Origin of the sequence: Nocardia sp. JW2, assembly GCF_051843015.1 — a bacterium.
Taxonomy (GTDB): domain Bacteria; phylum Actinomycetota; class Actinomycetes; order Mycobacteriales; family Mycobacteriaceae; genus Nocardia; species Nocardia coubleae.
On sequence record NZ_JBPXLK010000015.1, the window covers coordinates 24618 to 49418 of the forward strand.

Annotated in this window: 20 protein-coding genes; 7 read left to right on the top strand and 13 right to left on the bottom strand. The window is 68.3% G+C overall.

Annotation, left to right across the window (positions count from 1 at the left end; genetic code table 11):
- Positions 1-107: 107 nt before the first annotated feature.
- Positions 108-1013: an aminodeoxychorismate lyase gene (locus tag ACSVDM_RS20550; RefSeq protein WP_067640795.1), complete on the bottom strand. Its 906-nt coding sequence runs from the start codon at positions 1011-1013 to the stop codon at positions 108-110.
- Between the two features lie 110 nt (positions 1014-1123).
- On the opposite strand from ACSVDM_RS20550, the gene ygfZ reads away from it, so the two are divergent.
- From ygfZ to ACSVDM_RS20570, 4 genes are all read left to right on the top strand, one after another.
- Positions 1124-2227 (top strand): CAF17-like 4Fe-4S cluster assembly/insertion protein YgfZ, encoded by a 1104-nt coding sequence (gene ygfZ, locus ACSVDM_RS20555; RefSeq protein WP_439267082.1) that lies wholly within the window; start codon positions 1124-1126, stop codon positions 2225-2227.
- Positions 2224-2898, top strand: a complete 675-nt coding sequence (locus tag ACSVDM_RS20560) for an MOSC domain-containing protein (RefSeq protein WP_439267084.1) — start codon at positions 2224-2226, stop codon at positions 2896-2898. Before ygfZ ends, ACSVDM_RS20560 begins: the two co-directional genes overlap by 4 nt.
- A 70-nt stretch (positions 2899-2968) precedes the next feature.
- A complete protein-coding gene (locus ACSVDM_RS20565) occupies positions 2969-3919 on the top strand; it encodes an asparaginase (RefSeq protein WP_439267086.1) in 951 nt (316 codons plus the stop codon).
- Positions 3920-4060: 141 nt separating this feature from the next.
- On the top strand, positions 4061-4282 hold the full coding sequence (locus ACSVDM_RS20570; RefSeq protein WP_084457250.1) for a DUF3073 domain-containing protein: 222 nt from the start codon (positions 4061-4063) through the stop codon (positions 4280-4282).
- Positions 4283-4564: 282 nt separating this feature from the next.
- Here the strand turns inward: ACSVDM_RS20570 and purM are convergent, their stop codons facing one another.
- The 6 genes from purM to purF all read right to left on the bottom strand — a co-directional run bounded on the left by purM (position 4565) and on the right by purF (position 12920).
- Positions 4565-5644 (bottom strand): phosphoribosylformylglycinamidine cyclo-ligase, encoded by a 1080-nt coding sequence (gene purM / locus ACSVDM_RS20575; RefSeq protein ID WP_067640787.1) that lies wholly within the window; start codon positions 5642-5644, stop codon positions 4565-4567.
- Between the two features lie 162 nt (positions 5645-5806).
- Entirely contained in the window at positions 5807-7447 is a 1641-nt protein-coding gene (locus ACSVDM_RS20580) for an ABC transporter ATP-binding protein (protein ID WP_439267088.1), read from the bottom strand.
- Positions 7440-8378 (bottom strand): ABC transporter permease, encoded by a 939-nt coding sequence (locus ACSVDM_RS20585; RefSeq protein WP_067640779.1) that lies wholly within the window; start codon positions 8376-8378, stop codon positions 7440-7442. Before ACSVDM_RS20585 ends, ACSVDM_RS20580 begins: the two co-directional genes overlap by 8 nt.
- A complete protein-coding gene (locus ACSVDM_RS20590; protein ID WP_067492329.1) occupies positions 8378-9418 on the bottom strand; it encodes an ABC transporter permease in 1041 nt (346 codons plus the stop codon). Before ACSVDM_RS20590 ends, ACSVDM_RS20585 begins: the two co-directional genes overlap by 1 nt.
- 53 nt (positions 9419-9471) lie before the next feature.
- The gene (locus ACSVDM_RS20595) at positions 9472-11088 is read right to left on the bottom strand and encodes an ABC transporter substrate-binding protein (RefSeq protein WP_439267090.1); all 1617 of its coding nucleotides are present in this window, start codon (positions 11086-11088) and stop codon (positions 9472-9474) included.
- Positions 11089-11336: 248 nt separating this feature from the next.
- Entirely contained in the window at positions 11337-12920 is a 1584-nt protein-coding gene (gene purF, locus ACSVDM_RS20600) for an amidophosphoribosyltransferase (protein WP_067492328.1), read from the bottom strand.
- Positions 12921-13172: 252 nt separating this feature from the next.
- Here purF and ACSVDM_RS20605 point away from each other — a divergent pair, with 252 nt between their 5' ends.
- Entirely contained in the window at positions 13173-14480 is a 1308-nt protein-coding gene (locus ACSVDM_RS20605; protein WP_439267092.1) for a YhgE/Pip domain-containing protein, read from the top strand.
- A 73-nt stretch (positions 14481-14553) separates the two neighbouring features.
- Here the strand turns inward: ACSVDM_RS20605 and ACSVDM_RS20610 are convergent, their stop codons facing one another.
- From ACSVDM_RS20610 to ACSVDM_RS20620, 3 genes are all read right to left on the bottom strand, one after another.
- On the bottom strand, positions 14554-14952 hold the full coding sequence (locus tag ACSVDM_RS20610; RefSeq protein ID WP_067640775.1) for a sterol carrier family protein: 399 nt from the start codon (positions 14950-14952) through the stop codon (positions 14554-14556).
- Positions 14953-15076: 124 nt separating this feature from the next.
- Complete coding sequence (locus ACSVDM_RS20615; RefSeq protein ID WP_439267094.1) at positions 15077-15751, bottom strand: CPBP family glutamic-type intramembrane protease; 675 nt, start codon at positions 15749-15751, stop codon at positions 15077-15079.
- A gap of 50 nt (positions 15752-15801) precedes the next feature.
- Entirely contained in the window at positions 15802-17529 is a 1728-nt protein-coding gene (locus ACSVDM_RS20620; RefSeq protein ID WP_439267096.1) for an alpha/beta hydrolase, read from the bottom strand.
- A 134-nt stretch (positions 17530-17663) separates the two neighbouring features.
- On the opposite strand from ACSVDM_RS20620, the gene ACSVDM_RS20625 reads away from it, so the two are divergent.
- A complete protein-coding gene (locus ACSVDM_RS20625; protein ID WP_067640771.1) occupies positions 17664-17954 on the top strand; it encodes a YiaA/YiaB family inner membrane protein in 291 nt (96 codons plus the stop codon).
- Positions 17955-17981: 27 nt separating this feature from the next.
- On the opposite strand, the gene ACSVDM_RS20630 is transcribed toward ACSVDM_RS20625, so the two are convergent.
- Together ACSVDM_RS20630 and purL are read right to left on the bottom strand one after the other, a co-directional pair.
- Positions 17982-19757, bottom strand: coding sequence for an alpha/beta hydrolase (locus ACSVDM_RS20630; RefSeq protein ID WP_439267098.1), 1776 nt, complete (start codon positions 19755-19757; stop codon positions 17982-17984).
- 17 nt (positions 19758-19774) lie between these two features.
- Positions 19775-22066: a phosphoribosylformylglycinamidine synthase subunit PurL gene (gene purL / locus ACSVDM_RS20635; RefSeq protein WP_357148926.1), complete on the bottom strand. Its 2292-nt coding sequence runs from the start codon at positions 22064-22066 to the stop codon at positions 19775-19777.
- Between the two features lie 160 nt (positions 22067-22226).
- On the opposite strand from purL, the gene ACSVDM_RS20640 reads away from it, so the two are divergent.
- The gene (locus ACSVDM_RS20640; RefSeq protein ID WP_439267100.1) at positions 22227-23522 is read left to right on the top strand and encodes a glycosyltransferase 87 family protein; all 1296 of its coding nucleotides are present in this window, start codon (positions 22227-22229) and stop codon (positions 23520-23522) included.
- Here ACSVDM_RS20640 and ACSVDM_RS20645 read toward each other — a convergent pair.
- Positions 23474-24766 (bottom strand): M18 family aminopeptidase, encoded by a 1293-nt coding sequence (locus ACSVDM_RS20645; protein ID WP_439267102.1) that lies wholly within the window; start codon positions 24764-24766, stop codon positions 23474-23476. The genes ACSVDM_RS20640 and ACSVDM_RS20645 overlap by 49 nt on opposite strands.
- Between the last annotated feature and the right edge of the window lie 35 nt (positions 24767-24801).

Consider the following 24801-nt stretch of genomic DNA (forward strand, 5'->3'; position numbering starts at 1 on the left):
CTACTACGACGTCCTGTAGTAGAGAGTACGCGTACGGATACCCCTATGAAGGGTGACAACCGCCACGGCTCAGCGCAGGGGCGCGCCCACCCGCGCCCCACAGGCGCTCACCAGTCGCCGATGGTCCCCGGCCGGTCGATCCCCGCGTCGACCATGTCGATGATCTCCTGAGCATTGTCGGGCGCGGACAGCCGCACACCGTCGAGCTGATTCACCCTGGCCGCGAGCGTGACGCTCGACAGCAGCCAGATGCTGTCGCAATCGAACAGGTCGGCGGTGAAGATCGACTGGTACTTGCACTCCCAGCCCTTCTTCTCCGCCACCGTGAACAGGGCCCGCTGCGTGACGCCCGGCAGTACGCCGATCTTGGCGGGCGGGGTGATGAGCTGCTTGTCGCGCGCGATCACCACGGTCGAGCGCGGGCCTTCCAGCACCCGGTGTTCGGTGCTGTGGAAGATCACGTCGTCGGCGCCCATCCGCCGGGCGAACCGCAGCGCGGCCATGTTCGTCGCGTACGACAGCGTCTTCGCGCCGAGCAGCTGCCACGGCGCCGCCTGCGCCAGGTCGACGGAGATGCCACGGGCCAGCGACATCACCTTCACGCCTTCGGCACGCGCCTGCGCGACCCGCGCGGGCACCGGGGAGACGAGCACGTACGCGGTCGGTGTCGGCTCGTCGGGCACGAGACCCGAGCCGGGCGCGTCGAATTCGGAATCGCGGCCGCGGGTGTAGATCAGGCGGAGCACACCCTCTTCCTCGGCACCCCACTCCTTGACCGCCAGCTCGACCGCGCTGCGCCATTTCGCCAGCCCCGGCTCGGGCAGTTCCAGCGCCTGGGCCGAGCGGCGCAGCCGGGCCAGGTGGAATTCCAGCGCGGTGGCCGTGCCGCCGCGCACCAATATCGTTTCGAACACACCGTCGCCACGCAGTGCTCCGATGTCGTCGGCATAGAGCGACGGCGTGTTCGCGTCAGCGACCACACCGTCGAGTGTCACAAGAACCCGTTCTCCCATGTGACGAGCGTAGGCGTTATAGCTCTGTTATGCCTACGGCTGCCGTGGATCCGACGCGGCGCGACCGCCCACCCTCGGCGCGTGCGGGCGGACACGCCTACAGTGGTGGTGTGTCCGTGGACGTCGCCCCCAGTCCTGTTCTCCAAACCCCTGGCGCCGTCGCGGGTGCGCCGGGCTCCCCTGATGCCGCGGTCGCCTGGCACTACGGCGACCCGTTCGGCGAGCAGAAGGCCGCCGCGCAGCGCGTCGCCGTCGTCGACCGGTCGCATCGCAGTGTGTCCCGCATCACCGGCGCCGAGCGGCTGAGCTGGTTGCACACCATCACCAGCCAGCACATCGCGAACCTGCCCGACGGCCACAGCGCCGAATCACTCGACCTGGACCTCAACGGCCGCGTGCTGCACCACTTCGTGCTCACCGACCTCGACGGCACCCTCTGGCTCGACACCGAGGGCGGGCACGGCACCGAGCTGCTCGGCTTCCTGCAGAAGATGGTGTTCTGGGCCGATGCCAAGCCCGAGGCCGCCGACTTCGCCGTCCTGAGCCTGCTCGGTCCGGAGACCGACACGCTGCTCCCCGCCCTCGGTCTCGGCGAACTGCCCGGGCTGTACGCGGCCGCGGCGCTGCCCGGCGGCGGATTCCTGCGCCGGATGCCCGGCGACTCCTTCGACCTGCTCGTCCCCCGCGCCGACCTCGCCGCGTGGTGGACGAAGCTCACCTCGGCCGGTGCCCGGCCGGCGGGCATGTGGGCCTACGAGGCGCTGCGCGTGGCCGCCCTCCGCCCGCGCGTCGGCGTCGACACCGACGAGCGCACCATCCCGCACGAGGCCCGCTGGATCGGCGGTGTCGAGGAGCAGGGCGCGGTGCACCTGAACAAGGGCTGCTATCGCGGCCAGGAAACCGTTGCGCGCGTGCACAATCTGGGCAAACCGCCGCGCAATCTGGTGCTGCTGCACCTCGACGGTTCCGCCGACGAACGGCCCGCCACCGGCGACGACGTCACCGCGGGCGGGCGCGCCGTCGGTCGCCTCGGCACCGTCGTCGACCACTACGAGCTCGGCCCGATCGCGCTGGCCCTGGTGAAACGCTCCGTCCCGGCGGGCACCGAACTGGTGGTCGGTTCGATGGCCGCCGCCATCGACCCCGACTCGGTCCCCTCGGACGAGGGCGTGCAAGCCGGGCGCGCCGCCGTCGACCGCCTGCGTGGTCGATGAGCCGCCCGCCATTGCGCGCCGGTGACACCGGCCGTGTCGAGGCCGTGTGCGTGGTGCACGCCGAACTCGAGATGCGCACCCGCGTGGGCCGCAGCGCCATCGACAAGCGTCCGGTCGCGGGTCGCGTCGGGGTGCGCGCGCTCGGACTCGACGGCGACCACGTGTGCGACACCGTCAACCACGGCGGCGTGCATCAGGCCGTCTACGCCTACGCCGAAGAAGACGCCCTTCGCTGGGCCGAGGAACTCGACCGCGACCTGCCCGCGGGCTGGTTCGGCGAAAACCTGCGGGTGACCGGCCTACCGCTCAGCGACGCGGTGTTCGGTGCCCACTTCGCGATCGGCGACACCCTGCTCGAGGTGAGCGCTCCCCGCGTTCCGTGCGCGACCTTCCAGCAGTGGTCCGGCGAGAAGCAGTGGGTGAAACGCTTCGCCCTGCGCGCCGACACCGGCACCTACTTCCGGGTGCTCACCGAGGGGACCATCGGCGCGGGCGACGAGGTACGGGTGGTGCACGTCCCGGCCCACGGCATCACCGTGCGCGACCTGTTCACCGCCACCGATCCGGCACTGCTCACCCGGCTGCTCACGGAGGAGCCGACCATCTCCGACGACATCCGCATGCAGATCGACCGGCACAACAGGAAACGAACCGTGGAGGTCCGCGCGTGAGCGGTCAGCGCCCGGAGCCGGCAGCTCGCGTAACCGCGCAGGGCGCCCGATCACGCCGAAAGGACACAGTGTGAGCGTCGAACTGGTCGAGGTGGTGCGGTCCGGGTTCCGCGAGTGCGTGCACCGTGGTTCGGTCGTCGTGCTCGACGCCGACGGCACCCCGACCGTCGAGCTCGGTGAGGTGCACGGCCCGATCTTCCCGCGCTCGACGAACAAGCCCATGCAAGCACTCACCCTGCTGCGCAACGGCTTCGACCCCGTCGACGACGACGAACTCGCCATCACCACCGCCTCCCATTTCGGCGAGCCCGACCACATCGCCCTGATCACCCGCCTGCTCGACCGCTTCGGCCACACCCCGGCAGACCTCGCCTGCCCCCCTGACCTGCCGTTCGAGGAGAACGCCCGCGCCGCCGCCATCACCGGCGCGGGCCGCAGCCCGCTGTACATGAACTGCTCCGGCAAACACGCCGCGATGCTGGCGACCTGCGCGATCAACGACTGGCCGCGCACCGGATACCTCGATCTCGAACACCCACTGCAGCAGGCGGTTCTCGCCACCATCGCCGACGTCACCGGCGAACCCGAGACCGACCTGGGGATCGACGGCTGCGGCCTGCCGATCGTCCCCGTCTCGCTGATCAACCTGGCGCGCGCCTTCGCGGCGTTCACCACCGCCGAGCCCGGCACCGCCGAACGCCGGATCGCCGATGCCGTGCGGAGCAATCCGCGAGTGATTTCCGGCACGAACGGGCCCGATCTCCAGGCGATGTCGGCCACGCCCGGACTCTTCTGCAAAATCGGCGCCGACGGCGTGCACGCGGGTGCGCTCCCGGACGGACGCGCCTTCGCCTACAAGATCGACGACGGTCACGACCGCGCCCGAATGCCCCTGACGCTGGCAATTCTGCGCAAACTCGGCATCGATTGGACCGACGAACACACCGACCTCGCGGCCACCGCGGTCCTCGGCGGCGACGCCCGCGTCGGGGTGATCCGGGCGATCCCCGGAGTGCTCTGACACCCGTTCGACAGCTCTTCACCCACTCCTGGGAGCGCGACCGCCGGACACACGCTAAAGTGTCTGTCAGGAAGAGTATTAATTCGAACGGGGCCGCCAACAAACCCCAGGCCGCCCCGCAGTGACGCGAGGGGGTCAGCCATGGGCCGTGGCCGGGCTAAGGCAAAGCAGACCAAAGTCGCACGTGAGCTCAAGTACAGCTCCACGCCGACCGACTTCGCGAGCCTTCAGCGCGAGCTGGCGGATAGCACTCCACTCCACTCCCGAGGGAGTGGCGGCTTGCTATCCGACGAGCACGACGCGGATGATTCGCCGTCCCGTTGGAACAACGAGGACGACGACTACGACAGCTGGCGTCGCTGACCGAACGCCGGTGAAGGGGGAGGCTCGTGGTGGCCTCCCCCTTCAGCCGTTGTTCCGCGCAGCGTCGCAGGCTCGCAGCAGCAGTACGGCGAACATCCGAATACACGACGAGCGTCCTGTGCACACACAGGACGCTCGTCGTGTTCGCCGGACTCGAGACCCCGACCTCCTCGAGGTGGCGGACCCTACCTTCTTCGGGTAGCCGCGCGGGGGCGTCGGCAAACCCCTGAACACGACAAAAGCCGGGCCGCGCGTTCGCGACCCGGCTGAGTTGTCGGACGATCAGAACCTGGGGTGGTCGCCCAGCAGCACCGCGCGCGGCGCGTCGGCGTCGGCGGCCTTCTTGACCTGACCCAGTGTCCAGCAGTCGATGTGGCGGGCGGTGAGCACCGCGAGCGCGCGGTCGGCGTCCTCGGGGGCGACGATCGCGACCATGCCGACGCCCATGTTGAACGTCTTCTCCATCTCGAGCCGTTCGACCCGGCCGCGCTGGGCGATCATCTTGAACACCGGCGCCGGGTTCCAGGTGCCGCGATCCAGTTCGGCGACCAGGCCGGCGGGCAGCACGCGCGCCAGGTTGGCGGCCAGACCGCCACCGGTGACGTGCGAGAAGGTGCGCACGTCGGTTTCGGCGATCAGCGCCAGGCAGTCCTTGGCGTAGATGCGGGTCGGCTCGAGCAGTTCCTCACCGAGGGTGCGGCCGAATTCCTCGACGTGCCCGGTGAGCGACATGCGGTCGATGTCGAGCAGCACCTTGCGGGCCAGGCTGTAGCCGTTGGAGTGCAGACCCGAGGAGCCCATCGCGATGACGACGTCGCCCGGGCGCACCCGGTCGGGGCCGAGCACCGAGTCGGCTTCGACCACGCCGACGCCGGTGGCCGACAGGTCGTAGTCGTCGGGGTCCATCAGCCCGGGGTGTTCGGCGGTTTCGCCGCCGAGCAGCGCGCAGCCCGCCTTGATGCAGCCTTCGGCGATGCCGGAGACCAGTTCGGCGACCTTCTCCGGGACGACCTTGCCGATGGCGATGTAGTCCTGCAGGAACAGCGGTTCGGCGCCGCACACCACCAGGTCGTCGACGACCATGGCGACCAGGTCGAGCCCGACGGTGTCGTGCTTGTCGAGCGCCTGGGCGACGGCGATCTTGGTGCCCACGCCGTCGGTGGAGGCGGCGAGCAACGGCTCCCGGTACCCACCCTTGAGCGCGAACAGTCCGGCAAATCCGCCGATCCCACCCTGCACCTCGGGTCGGCTGGCCTTCTTCGCCAATGGTCCGAACAATTCGACGGCGCGGTCACCGGCTTCGATGCTCACGCCCGCGGCGGCGTAGGAAGCGCCTGCACCGCTGGGTGTCTGTTCAGTCATTGTGGGGAAAGCTCCAAACCGAATCGGCGGATAGATGCCTGTTAACTCTAAGTGATCCGCCAGTCCCCCCGCCGTCCGGCTCCTCGCACGTACAACGCGGGCCTGCGGGTGGTCGACTCGCCCCACCCGCGGGCCGCTCGGTGCGGTTACCGGCGGCCGGCCTCAGCCGGTGGCGAGTTCGGTACGGCGTCGCCGCTGTTCCACCGGGTCGGGGACGGGAACGGCCGCGACGAGCCGGCGGGTGTAGTCGTGCCGGGGATTGCGCAGGATCTGTTCGTTGTCGCCTTCCTCGACGCAGATTCCGTCGCGCAGCACCATGATCCGGTCGGCCAGTTGGTCGACGACGGCGAGGTCGTGGCTGATGAACAGGCACGCCCAGCCGCAGCCGCGCTGCAGTTCGGCGAACAGCTCGAGGACCGCGGCCTGCACCGACACGTCAAGGGCGCTGGTCGGTTCGTCGGCGACGAGCAGGTCGGGGTCGAGGACGAGGGCACGGGCCAGGCTGGCCCGCTGACGCTGCCCGCCGGACAGTTCGTGCGGGTACCGGTTCTCGGTGCCCGCGGGCAGGTGGACGTCGTCGAGCATGTGGCGCACCCGTTCCCGGATGCTTGCCTTGTCACCGACCCCGTGCACCAGCAGCGGTTCGGCGACGCATTCGCCGACGGTCATCCGTGGATTGAGCGAGCCGGCCGGGTCCTGGAACACGAACCCGAAGCGTCGCCGGATCGGCCGCAGCTTGCGCGGGGACAGGCCCGCGATGTCCTGGCCGCGGATCAGCACGTGCCCTTCGGTCGGCCGTTGCAGGGCGGCGACGCACCGCCCGATGGTCGACTTGCCCGAGCCGGATTCGCCGACCAGGCCGAGGGTCTCCCCCGGCCGGATCTGCAGGCTCACCTTGTCGACGGCCCGGAACGGCGGCCTGCCGAACGGTCCGGGGAACGTGACGACCAGGTCGCGCACGTCGAGCACCGGCTCGACGGTCCGGTCCGGCTCCGGTCGCGCCGTCGCCGACCCCAGGTGCGGCACCGCGTCGAGCAGCGCCCGCGTGTACTCGGCCTTCGGACTGGCGAACAGTTCGTGCACCGGGGCCTGTTCGACCACCTCGCCCGCGCGCATCACCACCACCCGGTCGGCCAGATCGGCGACGACACCCATGTTGTGGGTGATGAGCACGATCGCGCTGCCGAGCCGGTCGCGCAGATCACGCAGCAGTTCGAGGATCTCGGCCTGAACCGTCACATCCAGCGCGGTGGTCGGTTCGTCGGCGATGATCACCTTGGGTTCGCACGAGATGGCGATGGCGATCATCACGCGCTGCTTCTGCCCGCCGGACAGCTGGTGCGGGTAGTAGTCGACCCGGTGCTCCGGATCGGGCAGCCCGACCAGTCGCAGCAACTCGACGGCCTTGGCCTTGGCGTCCTTCCGGCTCATCCCGCTGTGCGCCCGCAGCGCTTCGCAGATCTGGAACCCGACGGTGAACAGTGGGTCGAGCGCCCGGGCAGGCTCCTGGAACACCATCGACACCGCACCGCCGCGCAGGGCGGTGAGCTGCTTCTCGGTCATCGAGGTGACCGGTCGATCGCCGATCGTCACCAGACCGCGCACCGACGCGGACTGCGGCAGCAGCCCGATCGCGGTGCGTGAACTCACCGACTTGCCCGACCCGGACTCGCCGACGATGGCGAGCACCTCACCGGGAAACACCTCGTAGGACACATCGCGTACCGCGTGCACCGGGCCCGCATCGGTCGTGAAGGTGACCGACAGGCCCGAAACGGCCAGTGCGGCAGTCTTCTCACTCATCGACGGACTCCTTCGAAGTGACCGCACGCCTGGTACGCAGCAACGGATTCAGCGATTCGTCGAGACTCTCCCCGACCAGGGTCATGCCGAGCACCACGAGCACGATGGCGGTGCCGGGGAAGATGGAGGTCCACCAGATCCCGTTGGACACATCGTTGAGCGCCTTGTTCAGGTCGTAACCCCATTCGGCGGCCTGGGTCGGTTCGATGCCGAACCCGAGGAAGCCGAGCGCGGCGAGGGTGAGGATGGCATCGGCCGCGTTGATGGTGACGATCACCGGCAGCGACCCGGTGACATTGGACATGATGTGGCGGAACATGATTCGCGCCGTCGACGCGCCGGTCACCCGCGCGGCGTCCACGTACGGTTCCGTCTTCACCGCCACCGTCGCGTTGCGCACCACCCGGAAGTACTGCGGCACATACACAACGGTGATCGCGATCGCCGCCGACAACATGCCACCCAGGCTGCTCGACGTGCCGCCCGCGATGACGATCGAGACGACGATGGCGAGCAACAGCGACGGGAACGCGTAGATCGCGTCCATCACCATCACCAGCACCCGGTCGACCCACCGGCCCACATAACCCGACAGCAACCCGAGCGGCACCCCGATCAGCAGCGACAGCGTCACCGCGATCGCGATGACGAGCAGCGCGGTGCGGGCGCCGAACAGCACCCGTGACAGCACGTCCTCGCTGCGCACCGAGGTACCGAACCAGTGCTCGGCCGACGGTCCCTGCTGCGACGCGAAAGCCACACCGTCGGAGGTGTTCTGCGCCAGATCGTAGGGCGCGAGCAGCGGCGCGAACGCCGCGACCAGCACGAACCCGGCCACCAGAATCAACCCGGTGATGAGCGTGACCCGCTGCATCCCAACAGTTTTCGACAACAACTCGGCGCCGGGCAGCCTGCGTTTCGTGACTGCCATCAGAACCTCACCCTCGGATCGATCAGTGCGACAACGGCATCCACCAGGAAGCTCATCACCGCGACGAGCAGTGCGATGAACGCCACGATGCCCTGCACCGCGATGAAGTCACGGGCCCGCAGGTATTCGGCCAGCTGATAGCCGAGGCCCTTCCATTCGAACGTGGTCTCGGTGAGCACCGCGCCGCCGAGCATCATCGCGATGCACATGCCCATCACCGTGATGATCGGGATGAGCGCGTTGCGCACCGCGTGCCGCCCGGTGACCACGCGCGAGGACAACCCGCGCGCCCGCGCCGCCTCGACATAGTCGCTGCGCAGGGTCTGGATCAGGTTCACCCGGACCAGCCGCAGGAAGATGCCGCCGGTGAGCAGGCCGAGCGCCACCGCGGGCAGCACCGCGTGTTCGAGCACGTCGAGCACATAGGACGGTTCGCCGTAGAGGATCGAATCGATGAACAGGATGTTCGTCTTCGGCGACACGTGCTGCAGCGCCAGCTCCACATCCGTACTCGCCCGGCCACCGACCGGGAACCAGCCCAGCCACACCGAGAACACCAGCTTCAACAGCATGCCGACGAAGAACACCGGCGCCGCGTAGGCGAGCACCGCCGAGAACCGCAGCACCGCGTCTGCGGGCGTATCCCGGTGTGTCGCAGCGTATCTGCCCAGCGGGATACCCACCGCGAAGGCGACGAGCAGTCCCCAGAACACCAGCTCGAAGGTGGCCGCACCGTAGGTGACGACCACATCGGCGATGGCCTCGTTGTCCTGGGTCCGCCCGAAGTCACCGCGCAGGAACCCGGTGATGTACTCCCAGTACTGGGTCAGGATCGGCCGGTTCAGCCCGGCCGCGTCCTTGCGTTCCTCGATCTGCTCCTGGGTCAGCCGGCCACCCATGGCCGCGCTGATGGGGTCACCGATCACCCGCATCAGGAAGAACACCACTGTCACCAGCAACCACGCGGTCGGCACGATCAGCAGGAGCCGGATCAGCAGGTACCGCAGCAAAGCCACCTGGCGGGAACCCCCGCCGCGCATCCACCCGAAACGTCGCGCCCGGACCGGTGATCCGGGCGCGACGGGAACGTCACTCACTTGCTCAGTACCGTGAACCGGAACTTGAAGGAGCCGTCGAGGGTTTCGTCCACACCGGTCACACCGGGCTTGGACACCGCGACCTGCTTGCCCGAGAGCAGCGGCAGCGTCGGCAGGTGGTTCTGCGCCAGGTCGGCCTGGATCTTCTTGATCAGCTCCACCCGCTTGACCGGGTCGGCTTCGGTGAGCTCGGCGGTCAGCTGGGCGTTGATGCCCGGGTTCTCGAAATGCGACTGCAGGAAGTTGTTCGGGCCGAAGAACGGCGCCAGGTAGTTGTCGCCGTCCGGGAAGTCCGGGTACCAGCCGAACTGGTACATCGGGTAGCCGTCGGAGGCGCGTTCCTTCTGGTAGGTGACCCATTCGGTGGACTGCAGGTTCACCTTGAACAGGCCGGACGCCTCGAGCTGGGACTTGACCGCCGCGTACTCCTCCGAGGAGCTGGAGCCGTAGTGGTCGGGGTTGTACTGCAGGTTCAGCGTCACCGGGGTGGCCACGCCCGCGTCGGCGAGGAACTTCGCCGCCTTGTCCTTGTCGGGTTTGGCGCCGTAGAGGTCCTTCAACGGCTCGGCCGCGCCGATCATGCCCTGCGGCACATAGCCGTACGCGGGCTGATAGGTGCCCTTGTACACACCGGCGGCGAGCGCCTCGCGGTCCACCGAGGACGCCATCGCCTTGCGCACGGCCAGCTTCTGCTCAGGCGTGCTGCCCGGCATGGTGTTCATGTTGAACACGATGTAGCGCAGCTCGCCGCCGGGCCCGTCGGTGACCTTCACCTTGGAATCGGCACGGAGGCTGTCGATATCGGTCGGCGTGAAGGAGCGGTAGCCGACGTCGATGGCGCCGTTCTGCAGGTCGAGCTTCAAGTTGTCGGAGGTGGCGTAGTACTTGGTCGAGACCGACTCGTTCTTCGGCTTGCCGAGGATGCCGTTGTAGTCGGCGTTGGCCTTGTACTCGACCAGCTTGTTCTTGTCGTAGGTGCTGATCGTGTACGGGCCCGAATAGCCCTTGGCGGCAACGACTTCCTCATCGGTGGCGACCTTGTCGGCCGGGAACACCTTCTCGTCGACGATGGGTCCGGCCTGGGTGGGCAGGATGGTCGGGAAGGTCTGATCGTTGGCGACCTTCAACGTGAACGCGACGGTGAGATCGTCGACCACATCGGTCTTGTCGAGGTTGCCGAGCAGCGCGGCGGGACCGTGCGGGTCGTTGATCGCGACCATGCGGTCGAAGGAGAACTTGACGCTCTTGGCGGTCAACGGATTACCGTTGGCGAATTTCAGCCCGGATTTGATCTTGCAGGTATACACCGTCGGTGCGGTGAATTCGCATTTCTCCGCCGCATCCGGCTTGGGCGTGGTATCGCCGGGCGCGAAGTTCAGCAGATACGAATAGATCTGGTTCTCCACGAGCAGCGACCCGTTGTCGTAGGCCGCGGCCGGGTCGAGGGCGAAGATCTTGTCCGTGGTGCCGACGACCAGCCCCGCGCCGGAGCCCGCGTCATCGGTGCGTCCCGACCCACAGGCCGCAAGCGAGGCGGCGACAACAGCCGCAACACCCACTGCGGCAGCTTGTTTCGCGCGATTCTTGCGAGCGCTCTTTGCACTGTTCAACATCAGATCCCATTCTCGAACGCCGCGATGTCGCCGCACCCGGATCACGGGAGCGGCGACGACGCGGTGAGCTAGCGATATAACGAGGGACCGTACAGGCGAACCATTACCGCCCAGTTTCAAATCGAGCGAAAAATTACGCGGATGTTATGAACAAATCTTACGTAATTCGGATAGGCCGGAAAATTGTAGGTACACAACACAAAAGGGACCGATCAGGTTTATCCTGACCGGTCCCTGGTGCGCGGAGGTTATGGGCGGCTGAGCGCGTCGACGTTCACATTGCCGCCGAGCAGCGCGGCCTCGGACTGGCCCGACAGCATCCCCTCGAGCACGTTCTTGCCGATGGCGGCCTCCTGCGGCAGCTCGATCGGGTACTCGCCGGTGAAGCAGGCGGTGCACAGCCGCGAGGCGGGCTGTTCGGTCGCCGCGATCATGCCCTCGGTGGAGATGTAGCCCAGCGAGTCGGCACCGATGGAGCGGCGCACGTTCTCGACCATCGCCTCGTAGCTGTCGTCGGAACCGCCCGCGCCGTTGGCGATGAGCTCCGCGCGCGAGGCGAAGTCGATGCCGTAGAAGCACGGCCACTTCACCGGCGGCGACGCGATGCGCACATGGATCTCGAGCGCACCGGCCTCGCGCAGCATCCGGATCAGGGCGCGCTGGGTGTTGCCGCGCACGATGGAGTCGTCGACGACGATGAGCCGCTTGCCGCGGATCACCTCGCGCAGCGGGTTGAGCTTGAGCCGGATACCGAGCTGACGAATGGTCTGGCTCGGCTGGATGAAGGTGCGGCCAACATAGGCGTTCTTCATCAGACCCTGGCCGTACGGAATGCCGGAGCCCTGGGCGTAGCCGACCGCGGCGGGCGTGCCCGACTCGGGCACCGGGATCACCAGGTCGGCCTCGACCGGGTTCTCCTTGGCCAGCTTGCGGCCGATCTCCACGCGGGTGGAATGCACCGAACGACCCGCGATGGTGGTGTCGGGCCGCGCGAGATACACGTATTCGAAGACGCAACCCTTGGGTTCGGGGTTGGCGAAGCGCAGCGAGCGCACACCGTCGGAGTCGATGGCGAGCAGCTCACCCGGTTCGATCTCGCGGACGAACGCGGCGCCGACGATGTCGAGCGCGGCCGTCTCCGAGGCGACGACCCACCCGCGATCGAGGCGGCCGAGCACCAGCGGACGCACACCGTGCGGGTCGCGCGCGGCGTAGAGGGTGTGCTCGTCCATGAACGTCAGGCAGAAGGCGCCGCGCAGTTGCGGCAGCAGTTCCATCGCGGCCTGCTCGATGCTCGAGTCCGCCGAGGCGTGCGCGAGCAGCGCGGTGACGATGTCGGAGTCGGAGGTGGCACCGGTCATCTGCGGGCGGCCGTTCACCACACCCGCACCGATCAGGCCGAGTTCGCGTGCGCGCCCGGCCAATTCGGCGGTGTTCACCAGGTTGCCGTTGTGGCCCAGGGCCAGGCCGGAGCCGACGGCGGTGGTGCGGAAGATGGGCTGGGCGTTCTCCCAGGTGACCCCACCGGTGGTGGAGTAGCGGCAATGGCCAACGGCGATATGGCCGGGCATCGCGCCGAGCGTCTGCTCGTCGAAGACCTGGGACACCAGGCCGAGATCCTTGAAGACCAGGATCTGGGAGCCGTCGGAGACCGCGATACCGGCCGCCTCCTGTCCGCGATGCTGCAGCGCGTACAGGCCGTAGTAGGTGAGTTTGGCCACGTCCTCGTCGGGAGCCCAGACGCCGAAGACGCCACACTCCTCGCGAGGCTCGTTCTCGGGCTCGTCGGAAATGGCGGATGTTGTGTCGATCGTCGGATCGGCGTCGGTCACCGTTTGCTCCCTGTTCGGGCGGGCTGGGGGCACTCGTCAGTCTACGGGTGAATCGCCGGTGCGTACCACGGGTGCTCGCATCCCGGCAGCAATCTCCGCGCGGAACACCCTGATCGGCCGCGTGGAGCTGTTACCGTGCCGGTTGTGACGACGGACGACAGTGCAGACGTTGCAGCCGGTGAATCGCGTTCGAACAGTGAAAACGCCAGGTCGACGCCGAGTGATTCCCGCACGACGTCCGCCCGTGGAGCGATGTTCGACACATCGACGCGCCCTCGGCGTCACTGGGCCAAGATTGTGTTCGCCCCGACACTGGTGCTCGCCGTGCTCACCGGTCTGCTCGGGGTGATGTACCTGGGTTATGTGGCCGATCCGGAGAAGAATCTGCACGATTTCCCGGTCGCGCTGGTGAACCTCGATGTGGGCGATGTCCTCGACACCGGTGGTGAGCAGCGCCGCGTCGACTTCGGCAAGCAGGTCACCGACGCGCTCGTCGCGAACGTGCCCGCCGACAAGATCGACCTGCGGGTGGTCGGCAAGCCGGAGTCCGAGCAGTTGCTGCGCACCGGCCAGGTGTACGGCGCGATCATCATCCCCGGCGACTTCAGCAAACGCCTGGGAATTCTCGGCGCGGGCTCGATCGTGCCCGGCGAGATGGAACAGCCCATCATCACCCTGCAGACCAATCCGCGTATGGGCGCCTACGGTGACGCCATTCTGCAGCGAATCGGCGAGCAGGCGCTGGCCGAGGTCGACAAGCAGGTCGGTGTCCAGCTGGTCGACCAGGTGCAGGCCACCCTCGCGCAGACGCCGGAGGGCGCGCCCGCACCGCAGATCTCCGGTGCGGCGATGCTGAGCCTCCAGAGTCCCATCGACACCGTCACCCAGGAGTACCGGCCGCTGCCACCCGGCACCGGTCAGGGCCTGACGGCCTTCTTCTACGCCCTGCTCCTGCTGCTGGCGGGAATGGTCGGGGCGATGGTCATCCACACCATGGTCGACGCCCAGTTCGGTTTCGTGCCAACCGAGTACGGGCCGTGGTTCGTGCACTATCCGACGTCGTCGATCTCCCGGTTCCACACCCTGCTCGTCAAGTGGGGCGTGTCGACGGTTGTCGCGGTGGTGGTTTCGGCGGTGTTCCTGCTGGCGGCCAAGCTCGTCGGCATGCCGATCGACAATCCGCTGGCCCTGTACCTGTACTCGGTGCTCGCCATGGTCGCGGTCGGCTGGACGGCGCTGATGACGCTGGCCGCGCTCGGCACGGCGGGCCTGCTGGTGAACCTGGTGTTGTTCGTCATCCTCGGCCTGCCCTCCTCTGGCGGCACCGTGCCCATCGAGGCGACCCCGACCTACCTGTCCTGGCTGGCCGAATTCGAACCGATGCACCAGGTGTTCCTCGGCGTGCGCTCGATCCTGTACTTCGACGCGAACTACTCGGCCGGCCTCGATCGCGGCATCTGGATGGCACTGCTCGGCATCGCGATCGCCGTCGTGGCGGGCACGATCATCACCCGCTACTACGACTACAAGGGCCTGCACCGCAAGAACCACTCCGACTGACGACGCGCGCGACGGGGAGTCACCGTGCGGTGCGGGGACCGCACCGGTCGCGCAGGTCCGGCCACGTCTCGGTTCAGCGCGGTGCGGACAAGGGGACGATCGGCAGCCAACCCGCGATCTCCGCGGCCCTGGTCCCGGAAGCCGAGACCGCGCCCGAAGCCACGGCGTCGTCGAACTCCAGCAGCCCGGTGGCCAGCAACAACCACGTCCGCGCATCGGTCTCCACCACATTGGGCGGATTCCCCCTGGTATGCCGAGGCCCCTCGATGCACTGCACCGCGACGAACGGCGGCACCCGCACCTCCACCGAATGCCCCGGCGCACTCGCCGCCAACGCCCGCGCCGTCCCCTTCACCGCCGCCCCCAACTCGGCCCGCCCCGGCGCCGCCACACCCGCGTCCCCCAACCACTGCGCCACCGCCAACACCGCCGCCCGCACCTGAGCGGGATCGACCACATTCCGACCAGCCATGACACGCAACGCTACCGACCGCCCCCGACAGCAATCGACAGACCGTATGTCCCGAGTTACCGGACGCGCGGAGAAGGCCGAAACCGCCGCCCAAGCATCGCGGTCCGTGACATCGCGGCCGCCCCTAGGGCTGGATGGTCATCGGGCCTCGCAGTCGGCCGATACCTGATCCGGCGGCAAGTCGGGTCTCGACGTAGGTGGCCAGGGTGGGCAACAGGGCGCCGCCCGCGTTGATCGTGAGGTGCAGGAGGGCTGGGGCGGTGGCGCTGTCGGCGCGGCGGCGCAGGGCGCTGAAGATCAGGCCGGCGACGGTGGTCGCGGCCAGGGTGACGGGGAGGGAGTCGCCCGCGGTGCGGGCGGGGTGGATGTGCCAGAGGGCGAAGTCGGCGGCGCCGACGACGGGCGGGCAGCCGCGGGAATCGAGGAGCGGGTCGAGGGTGGCACGGAAGACGGCTTCCTCGGCCAGGACCGTGCCGACGGGAATGTGGACGGCGATCCATTCGAGGGTGGAGGTTTCGGGGACGCGCACCGCGACTTCGGCGGGCAGCTTGCGCAGCGCCGGAACGGCCAAGACCACGCCGTAACCCGCGAGAACCACCGCAGAACTACCGAGACCCCACCGTAAACCGCTGGCGGACAACCAGTTCGGGCGACCACGGAACACCCCGGTGTACGCGCCGGCGAACACCACGTTGGCCACCGATCGTCCGCGCAGAGGCAGACCGAGGGCAGGCAGCACCCAGTTGTTCCACACCGGCGGTATACACAGCGCCACACCGACTTCGACCACTCGGCGCACTCGAGTGCTCCGCGCGCGTGCCCGGCGCCGCATGAACGCGCGCCCGGCTCTCACTTCACCTCCCGCTCCAGCTTCTCGGCGGATTCCACTGCCACCCTGGCCTTCTCGACCACATCCGCGCTCACCGAAAGCCCCGTCACCGCCAACCACCCGTCCAGCACGAGACTCCCGTACCGATGCCCGTGCCCGTCCGACACCCCTTGCGCGTTGGTCAGATCTGCCGTGACCTGCCAGAACGTCACGAACGGCGCCCACCGCATCTGCGTCGACACATCGTCACCGCGCGGTTCACGCAACCAGTCCGGCCGGGTGAAGATCAGGTCCGCCGACCACCACACGATCGGGTCGGACGGATGCTGCAGGTAGGCGATGCGGGGCTCGCGCCATACCTCCGGCGAGTCGAAATCCATTGCATCATCGGCGAACCGGACGACGAGCCCATCGGCATAAACCGGCGCCACCTCTCGCGACCCCGGATCGCGCCGAGCCACGAACTGCCGCCACAGCCGATTGGAATTGGGCGGCCCCACCCACAGCGCCCCGTCGACCTTCTCCCGCAGATCGGCCAACCCCTCGAAGGCCTCCTCCGACCCTTGCGACCCGAGACTCTCGCCGTACACGAACAGCTTGGGCCGCAGCTCTTCCGGTTGCGCCGACCACCGCCGGTACACCGCGTCGAACAGCTCACGGCTCGCCGCCGCGGCCTTCTCCCGGTCGGACAGAAACGACAGCACGCTGGGCAGATACGAGTACTGGGTGGCCACGATCGACGTGTCACCTCCGTAGAGGTATTCGAGCGAACCGGCCGCCATCCCGTTCACCCACCCGGTGCCGGTGGTCGTCACCACCACCATCGCCGCCCGCTCGAAGGCCTTGGTCCGCTCGAGTTCGGCCACCGCCAGCTCGGCCGCCGTCTGCTCCCCGCGCACCGATTCCAACCCCACATAGGCCCGGATCGGTTCGCGCGCGGGCTTTCCCGTCACCGCGGCGATGTCGGCCGCGTCGGGACCGTTGGCGACGAACCACCGCCCTTCGAAACCGAGTGTCTCCCAGGGCGCGAGCGAAGCCGGGCTCCCGGACTTCTCCGGCGCCACCGGCTGCACCGCGTACTCGGTGGTCCGGTCGTTGCGCACACTGAACGCGGAGTTGGCGACGGCGAAGAACGCCCGCGAGGCCACCCCGTTGAACACCGTCACCGCGAACACCACCAGCACCAATGCCCCGGCCGATGGCGCCAATTCGCGCGGCACCCGCACCCACTGGTTGAGCTGACGGGCCAGCACGAGGATCAGCGCGCGCACCGTCCGGTACACCGCGACCACCGCCACCCCAACCGCCACACTGAGCAGCCCGGTCCGCAGATACGCGGGGGTGGTCGTACCTTCCATCCCCATCAGCGAGGTGATCTCGCGCTGCCAGCGCGCCGACTGCACGAGCATCCCGGCCGCCACGACCGCGCACACCACGAGCACCACGGCCTTGATGGCGTATCGCACCCGGTCAGGGGGCCCGGCCAGCGGAATCCGTGGCCGCACCCACCGCCGCAACGCCCACTCGAGCACACACCCGAGCCCGTACCCGATGGCCGCGTTGATCCCACTGATGAGCCCCTGGAACAACCAGTCGCGCGGCACCAGCGACGGCGTCACCGACAGTGCGAAGAACAGGGTGGCGACGACGAGCCCCGGATAGTTCAGATCGACGATGTCCTCGACGCGCCGCACCACCCGCTTGCCGCGCGTACGCAGCGTGACGAGGGTCGACCCGGTCGCAGACACCGATCAAGTATGGCTGGCGGGCGCGCCGGGGGCAGACGTTGTGAGTGGTGGGTCGGTCACTTTCGGCAAACTACCCATCGCCGGTGAGTAGTTTCACGCGCCCGCGCGAAACCCCCGCCGCCCATGCTTGTTCCATGAGCACACCCAATGCCAAGCCGAAGAACACCACGGCCTACATGGCCCAGGCCGCGATCGCCTTCGCCGTCAGCCTGTTCGGCACCGGCGCGGGCATCGCCTACCTGCCGCTGGACGGCTGGCAGCGCGCCTTCCTCGCCATGTCGGGCCTGTTCCTGGTGACGAGCTGCTTCACCCTCGCCAAGGTGGTGCGCGATCAGCAGGAATCCCAGACCGTGATGAGCCGCCTCGACGAGGCACGCATCGAACAGCTGATCGCCGAACACAATCCGTTCAAGTCGGTCTCGTAGCCGGAAGTAGCCGATCGAGGGGTTCGGCTACTTCAGCTGATGCTCGGTGGCAGCGGATTCTTCGAGGAACAGCCGGATCCGCTGCGCCAATTCCGGTGTGTAGTCCGGTGGTTGGGCGATCGCCGCCCAGGCATCGGGCACCAGGTTGCCGTAGTTGTGGCCGTGCCCGTTCGAGACCGACTGCGCCCGTGGCAGATCCGCCGCCACCTGCCAGAAGGTGACGATCGGATACCACGACATCGCCGGTGACACATCGGGACCACGCTTCTCCCCGAGCCAGTCGGGCCTGCTGAACAGCAGGTCGGGCGACCACCACACCACCGGGTCCGAGGCGTGCTGCAGGTAGACGATGCGCGGATCGGTCCACTTGTCCGACGGCCGGGCGAGCTGATCGGCACTGGCGGCGAAGCGCACCGAGAGCCCGTCGGCGAAGATGGGGGTGATCTCGTCGGTCCCCGGATCACGGCGGGCGACGAATTCCGACCACAGCCGGTTGGAGTTGGGCGGGCCGACCCAGAGCACACCGTCGGTGCGGTTGCGGATGTCGGCCAGCCCGGAGAACGCGCCCTCCGACCCCTGGGAACCGAGACTTTCTCCGTAGACGAGCAGCTTGGGCCGAGCGTTCTCGGGCAGCGTCGACCAGCGTTCGTAGACCTTGTCGAACAGCATGCGGCCCATGCTCATCGACTTGTCCCGGTCGGACAGGAACGACAGCGCACTCGGCAGGTACGAGTACTGGGTGGCGACCAGAGCGCTGTCCCCGCCGAACATCAACTCCACCGATTCGGCGCTGGTCGAGTCGACCCAGCCGGTGCCGGTGGTGCTGATCACCACCAGCACCTTGCGTTCGAAGGCCTTGGTTCGTTCGAGTTCGGCCACGGCCAGGTCGGTTTGCGCCTCGAATCCGTCGGCCGATTCCAGCCCCGCGTATACCCGGATGGGTTCGCGGGCCGGTTTGCCGGTGACCTGGCTGATCGCCAGCGCGGTCGGTGCGTTCGAGACGAACCAGCGGCCTTCGGAACCGAGGGTTTCCCACGCCGCCAGCGAGCCGGGGCTGCCGGACCGTTCGGGCAGCGTCGGCTGGATCGCGTGCGCGGAAGTGTGGCTGTTGCGCGCGCTGAACGCCGAATTGGCCACGGTGAAAAAGGCTTTCGCCAGCACGCCGTTGAACAGGAGCACCGCGCCGATCACCACGATCAGCACCCCGAGCGGTCGCGCGAACGACGCGGGCACCCGAATCCACTGATTGAGACCGCGCGCCACCGCACGCACCAACTTGCGCACTGCGCGCGCGATCCAGATCAGCAGCCCGACCACGGCGGCACCGAGCAGCACTGTGCGCGCGTAGGAGTCCGAAACCGGCGCCATCCCCATCAGATCGGTGATCTCGCGTTGCCAGCGGCCCGATTGGATCGACATCAGCACCGCGAACACCACGCAGGCCACCACGATCAACGCCTTCACCGCCATCAGCGTCCACCGCGGCCGCTGCGCCCATCGCGCGGCGATCTGCTCCGGCACCGTCACCCGCGGCACCACCCACCGCCGCCAAGCCCAGGCCAGCCCACACCCGAGGCCGTACCCGATCGTGGCATTGATGCCGCTGACCAGGCCCTGGAAGAACCAGTCGCGCGGCAGCAGCGACGGTGTGAGCGACCAGCCGAACAACATGGTCGCCACGAGCAACCCGGTGTAGTTCGGGTGGAAGAACCGCTCCACCAGGTGCACCCCGCGCAACAACGGGTTGTCGGCGGGTGCAGCGGTGGCGCCGGTGGGGGCCGAGCTCGTCTCCGATGTGGTCAAGCTCGGCTCCTCCTGCTCTAGGTGTGCGCTCCGAACAGCTTAGGCAGCGTGCCCTCGAAAACCTCACGCAATTCCGTGAGCGTCACCGAGAACTGGCCCTGCACCTCGATCGAATCCGAACCCTGGTCGACCACGCCGATGCGCACCCACGGCAGCTGCCGCGCGTCGCACATCTTGGTGAACCGGGTCTCCTCCGAACGCGGCACCGCGACGAGCACGCGTCCGGCCGACTCGGAGAACAGCTGCACGAACGGGTCGCTGCCCTCGGGAAGCACGATGCGGCAACCGGTCTCGCCGGCCAGCGCGGCCTCGACGACGGTCTGCGCGAGACCACCCTCGGACAGGTCGTGGGCCGCCGAGATCATGCCGTCGCGCGAACCGGAGACGAGCACCTCCGACAGCAGCTTCTCCCGGGCCAGGTCGACCTTGGGCGGCACACCACCGAGGTGCCCGTGCACCACCTGCGACCAGATGGAGCCGTCGAGTTCGTCGTGCGTGTCGCCGAGCAGGATCAGCGATTCGCCCGGTTCGAGGCCGAGACCGGTCGGGATGCGACGGTGCACGTCGTCGATCACGCCGAGCACGCCGACCACCGGGGTTGGCAGGATGGCGTCCTTGCCGGTCTGGTTGTAGAAGCTCACGTTGCCGCCGGTGACCGGGATGCCGAGCGCCGCGCAACCGTCCGCGAGACCGCGCACGGCCTGCTGGAACTGCCACATCACGCCCGGGTCCTCCGGCGAGCCGAAGTTCAGGCAGTTGGTGACGGCCTTCGGGGTCGCACCGGTGGTCGCCACATTGCGGTAGGCCTCGGCCAGCGCCAGCTGGGCGCCGGTGTAGGGGTCGAGCTTGGTGTAGCGGCCCGAGGCGTCGGTGGCAAGGGCGATGCCGCGCCCGGACGTCTCGTCGATGCGAACCACACCGGCGTCGGCGTGCTCGGCGAGCACGGTGTTGCCGCGCACATAGCGGTCGTACTGCTCGGTGATCCACTTGCGGCTGCACAGCTGCGGGCTGGCCAGCATCGTCAGCAGGGTTTCGCGCAGCTCGTCGGCGGTCTTGGGCCGGGGCAGGTTCGCGGTGGTGTCGGCGATCAGCGCGTCCTGGTAGTCCGGGCGCTGCACCGGGCGCTCGTACACCGGGCCCTCGTGGGCGACGGTGCGCGGCGGCACGTCGACCACGGTCTCGCCGTGCCAGCTGATGACGAGGTGGTCGCCGTCGGTGACCTCACCGATGACGGTGGCCAGCACGTCCCACTTCTTGCACACCGCCATGAACGCGTCGACGTTCTCGGGGGTGACCACCGCGCACATGCGCTCCTGCGACTCGCTCGACAGGATCTCGGCGGGGGTCATGTGCTTGGCGCGCAGCGGCACCTTGGTCAGGTCGATGTGCATGCCACCGTCGCCCGCCGCGGCGAGTTCGGAAGTGGCACAGGACAGTCCGGCGCCGCCGAGGTCCTGGATGCCGACCACGAGCCCGGCCTTGTACAGGTCGAGACAGCACTCGATGAGCACCTTCTCGGTGAACGGGTCGCCCACCTGCACGGCGGGCAGCTTCTTGCGGCCGGTGCCGGACTCGTCGCCGGAGAAGCTGTCGGAGGCGAGCACCGACACACCGCCGATGCCGTCGAGGCCGGTGCGCGCGCCGAACAGGATGATCTTGTTGCCCGCGCCCGAGGCGAAGGCAAGATGCAGGTCTTCCACGCGCATCGCGCCCGCGCACAGCGCGTTCACGAGGGGGTTGCCCTGGTAGGAGGCGTCGAACACCGTCTCGCCGCCGACGTTGGGCAGACCGAGGGAGTTGCCGTAGCCGCCGATGCCGCGCACCACACCGTCGACCACGCGACGGGTGTCGGGGGCGTCGGCCGCGCCGAAGCGCAGCTGGTCCATCACCGCGATCGGGCGCGCGCCCATGGCCATGATGTCGCGCACGATGCCACCGACGCCGGTGGCCGCGCCCTGGTACGGCTCCACGTACGACGGGTGGTTGTGGCTTTCGACCTTGAAGGTGACGGCCCAGCCGTCGCCGATGTCGACCACACCGGCGTTCTCGCCGATACCGGCCAGCATCGAGGCCTTCATCTCGTCGGTGGTGGTCTCACCGAAGTAGCGCAGGTGCACCTTCGAGGACTTGTAGGAGCAGTGCTCGCTCCACATCACCGAGTACATGGCCAGCTCGGCGTCGGTGGGCCGACGGCCGAGAATCTCCTTGATGCGGGCGTACTCGTCGTCTTTGAGACCGAGTTCCTTGTACGGCTGCGGAGCATCCGGGGTGGCTGCGGCGGTGGCGACGGTGTCGACCTGCAGTGTCACGGGAGACCAGGGTCCTTTCGGCCGGGGGGGAACTTGGCTCCGAGTCTATCGGTAGGGCCGTCGCGGCCCGCCGCCTGTACTCCCCGGCCGCCGGTGGTGCGCGGATCCGGTCTGATCACACTTGCGGTTCGCCGCGGTGAGCACCCGTTACGCTGGCGCCGTGAACGAAAGTCCGGGGGTTGCCGAGCAGGTAGAGCCGCCGTTTTCCGCGCGCATCGCGTCGGGTGCCCGGGATCGGGAACAGAACTCGCGGCCGGGTCGGCAACGGCGCCTGCTGGTCGCCGCGATCGCGTTGTTCGTGGTCTCCGGCGTGATCGCCTTCGCCGCGAACTGGTGGACCGCCTTCATCGACCTGCAGGTGTACCGCACCGGTGCCCGCGTCTGGCTCGACGGCGGCGACCTGTACGGACCGATGCCGCCGGTGCGCGGGCTCGGGCTGCCGTTCACCTATCCCCCGCTGGCCGCGTTGTTCTTCGTCCCGCTCGCCCTGCTGCCGCTGGTCGCGGCCGAGGTGCTCGTGCTCACCACCTCGTTGCTGAGCCTGGCGATCGCGCTGTGGCTCGTGCTGATCCGGGTGCGGCCCGAGTTCGACCGGATCACGGTGCTCGCGGTGGTGATCGCCGGTCTCGGCTTGGCGCAGTTCCTGGAACCGGTGCGGCAGACGGTCAATTTCGGGCAGATCAATCTGATCCTGATGGCCGCGGTCACGGTCGACATCCTGGTGCGCAAACCGTTCTGGCCCCGCGGAATGCTGATCGGCATCGCCGTGTCGATCAAGCTGATCCCGGCCGGTTACCTGCTGTACTTCCTGCTGCGCCGCGATTGGAAAGCCGCGGCGACGCTGGTGGTTTCGGCCGCCGGTGCCATCGGCGTCGGCTTCCTGCTCTTCCCGAGCGACTCGGTCCAGTACTGGTTCCACACCGTCACCGACACCGGCCGCATCGGCACACCGTATTTCGCCGGGAACCAGTCGATCAAGGGCACCCTGTACCGGCTCGGCATCGACTCCTCGGCGGCCACCGCGCTCTGGATCCTGCTGTCGGCGTTGACGATCACCCTGGCGGCGGTGTGGATGTACCGGCTCATCGAAGCGGGTCGTGACGTCGCGGCCATGCTGGTGAACGCCGCCGCGATCCTGCTCGTCTCGCCGGTGTCGTGGTCGCATCACTGGGTGTGGGTGGCGCCGGCGCTCGTCGTCGCCGTCGACCTGGCGGTGCGCAGGCGTTCGCGCGCGTTCACGACGCTGGTCGCCGTGTTCACGGTGGTGTTCATCATCGGCCCGCAATGGTTGCTGCCGCACAACCGCGATCACGAGCTGGACTGGGCGTGGTGGCAGCAGATCATCGGAAGTACCTACGTGTGGGCCACTTTCGCGGTCCTGGTGTACGCGGTGATCACCTATCGGCCTCAGTCCAGTGGCGTCGGCGTGAGGAAGGCGGCCAGCGCCGAGGCGTAGGCGGGGATGTCGGCGGCACCCATCAGTTCGCGGCAGGAATGCATGGCCAGCTGCGGTGCGCCCACGTCGACGGTGGATATGCCGGTGCGGGCCGCGGTCATCGGGCCGATGGTCGATCCGCACGGCAGGTCGGCGCGGTGCACATACCGCTGCAACGGCACCTCGGCCTGGGCGCACGCCAGCGCGAACGCCCCGGCACCTGCGGCGTCGGTGGCGTAGCGCAGGTTCTGGTTGACCTTGAGCACCGGCCCGCCGCCGACCTCGATCCGGTGCGCGGGTTCGTGCCGGTCGGGATAGTTCGGGTGCGTGGCATGGGCCATGTCACCGGAGGCGACCACCGAACCGGCAAGTGCGGCAAGGTAATCCGCGCGTCCGCCACCACGGGCGAGCACGATCCGCTCGAGCACGGCGGGCAGCAGATCCGATTGGGCGCCGCGATCGGACTGACTGCCCACTTCCTCGTGGTCGAACATCACCAGCACCGCCGTGGCCGCGCCGGGGTCGTCGGCGGCGGCGAGGAAGGCCTGCAGTCCGGCGTAACAGGTGCCCTGATTGTCCAGGCGCGGCGCGCTCACCAGGTCGTGCCGGCGGCCGACGATGGTGCTCGGTGCCAGATCGTGGGTCATCAGTTCCCAGCCGAGCACCGAGTCACCGTCCACCTCTGCACGCTCGGCCACGAAGTCCAGGAACGAGGCCGGCGAATCACCGATGCCCCAGATGGCGTTCACGTGACGCTGCGGGTCGAGCGTCACCCCGCGCCGGTCCTCGGACAGGTGGATCGCCAGCTGCGGCACCCGCAGAATCGGTTCGTCGACGCGCACCAGCACGTCGCGCATCCGCGCACCGTCGCGCACACTGAGCCGCCCCGAGATCCCCAGCTCCCGGTCGAGCCACGAATTCAGCCAGGCACCACCGTAGGGTTCGAGCCCGACCAGCTGCCAGCCCGACCCGGCCAGATCCGGATGCTGCTTCACCCGCAGATTGGGGCTGTCGGTATGCGCCCCGACCACGCGAAACGGGTCGGCGGGCGCCGCGTCGTAATCGGCCCAGGCGATCAGCGAACCGCCACGGACCACATAGTGTTTCCCACCCGCGTCGTCCCAGGACCGCGCCTCGGTCAACGGCGTGAAGCCATTGGCATCCAATTCCGCCGCGACCGTGGCGCACACATGGAACGGCGACGGCGAAGCATCGATGAACGCACACAATCCACTGGCCGTGGCCGCAGTCAGAGATACCGGCATAGGGCCGATCCTAGGGGCAATACCGTCGGCTCCGG

What these genes read in the sequence shown, in the direction of transcription:
- ACSVDM_RS20550 (WP_067640795.1), bottom strand. Translation starts at nt 1,013, where the DNA reads ATGGGAGAACGGGTTCTTGTGACACTCGACGGTGTGGTCGCTGACGCG.
- ACSVDM_RS20560 (WP_439267084.1), top strand. Translation starts at nt 2,224, where the DNA reads ATGAGCCGCCCGCCATTGCGCGCCGGTGACACCGGCCGTGTCGAGGCC.
- ACSVDM_RS20570 (WP_084457250.1), top strand. Translation starts at nt 4,061, where the DNA reads ATGGGCCGTGGCCGGGCTAAGGCAAAGCAGACCAAAGTCGCACGTGAG.
- purM (WP_067640787.1), bottom strand. Translation starts at nt 5,644, where the DNA reads ATGACTGAACAGACACCCAGCGGTGCAGGCGCTTCCTACGCCGCCGCG.
- ACSVDM_RS20580 (WP_439267088.1), bottom strand. Translation starts at nt 7,447, where the DNA reads ATGAGTGAGAAGACTGCCGCACTGGCCGTTTCGGGCCTGTCGGTCACC.
- ACSVDM_RS20585 (WP_067640779.1), bottom strand. Translation starts at nt 8,378, where the DNA reads ATGGCAGTCACGAAACGCAGGCTGCCCGGCGCCGAGTTGTTGTCGAAA.
- ACSVDM_RS20590 (WP_067492329.1), bottom strand. Translation starts at nt 9,418, where the DNA reads ATGCGCGGCGGGGGTTCCCGCCAGGTGGCTTTGCTGCGGTACCTGCTG.
- ACSVDM_RS20595 (WP_439267090.1), bottom strand. Translation starts at nt 11,088, where the DNA reads ATGTTGAACAGTGCAAAGAGCGCTCGCAAGAATCGCGCGAAACAAGCT.
- ACSVDM_RS20605 (WP_439267092.1), top strand. Translation starts at nt 13,173, where the DNA reads ATGTTCGACACATCGACGCGCCCTCGGCGTCACTGGGCCAAGATTGTG.
- ACSVDM_RS20610 (WP_067640775.1), bottom strand. Translation starts at nt 14,952, where the DNA reads ATGGCTGGTCGGAATGTGGTCGATCCCGCTCAGGTGCGGGCGGCGGTG.
- ACSVDM_RS20625 (WP_067640771.1), top strand. Translation starts at nt 17,664, where the DNA reads ATGAGCACACCCAATGCCAAGCCGAAGAACACCACGGCCTACATGGCC.
- ACSVDM_RS20645 (WP_439267102.1), bottom strand. Translation starts at nt 24,766, where the DNA reads ATGCCGGTATCTCTGACTGCGGCCACGGCCAGTGGATTGTGTGCGTTC.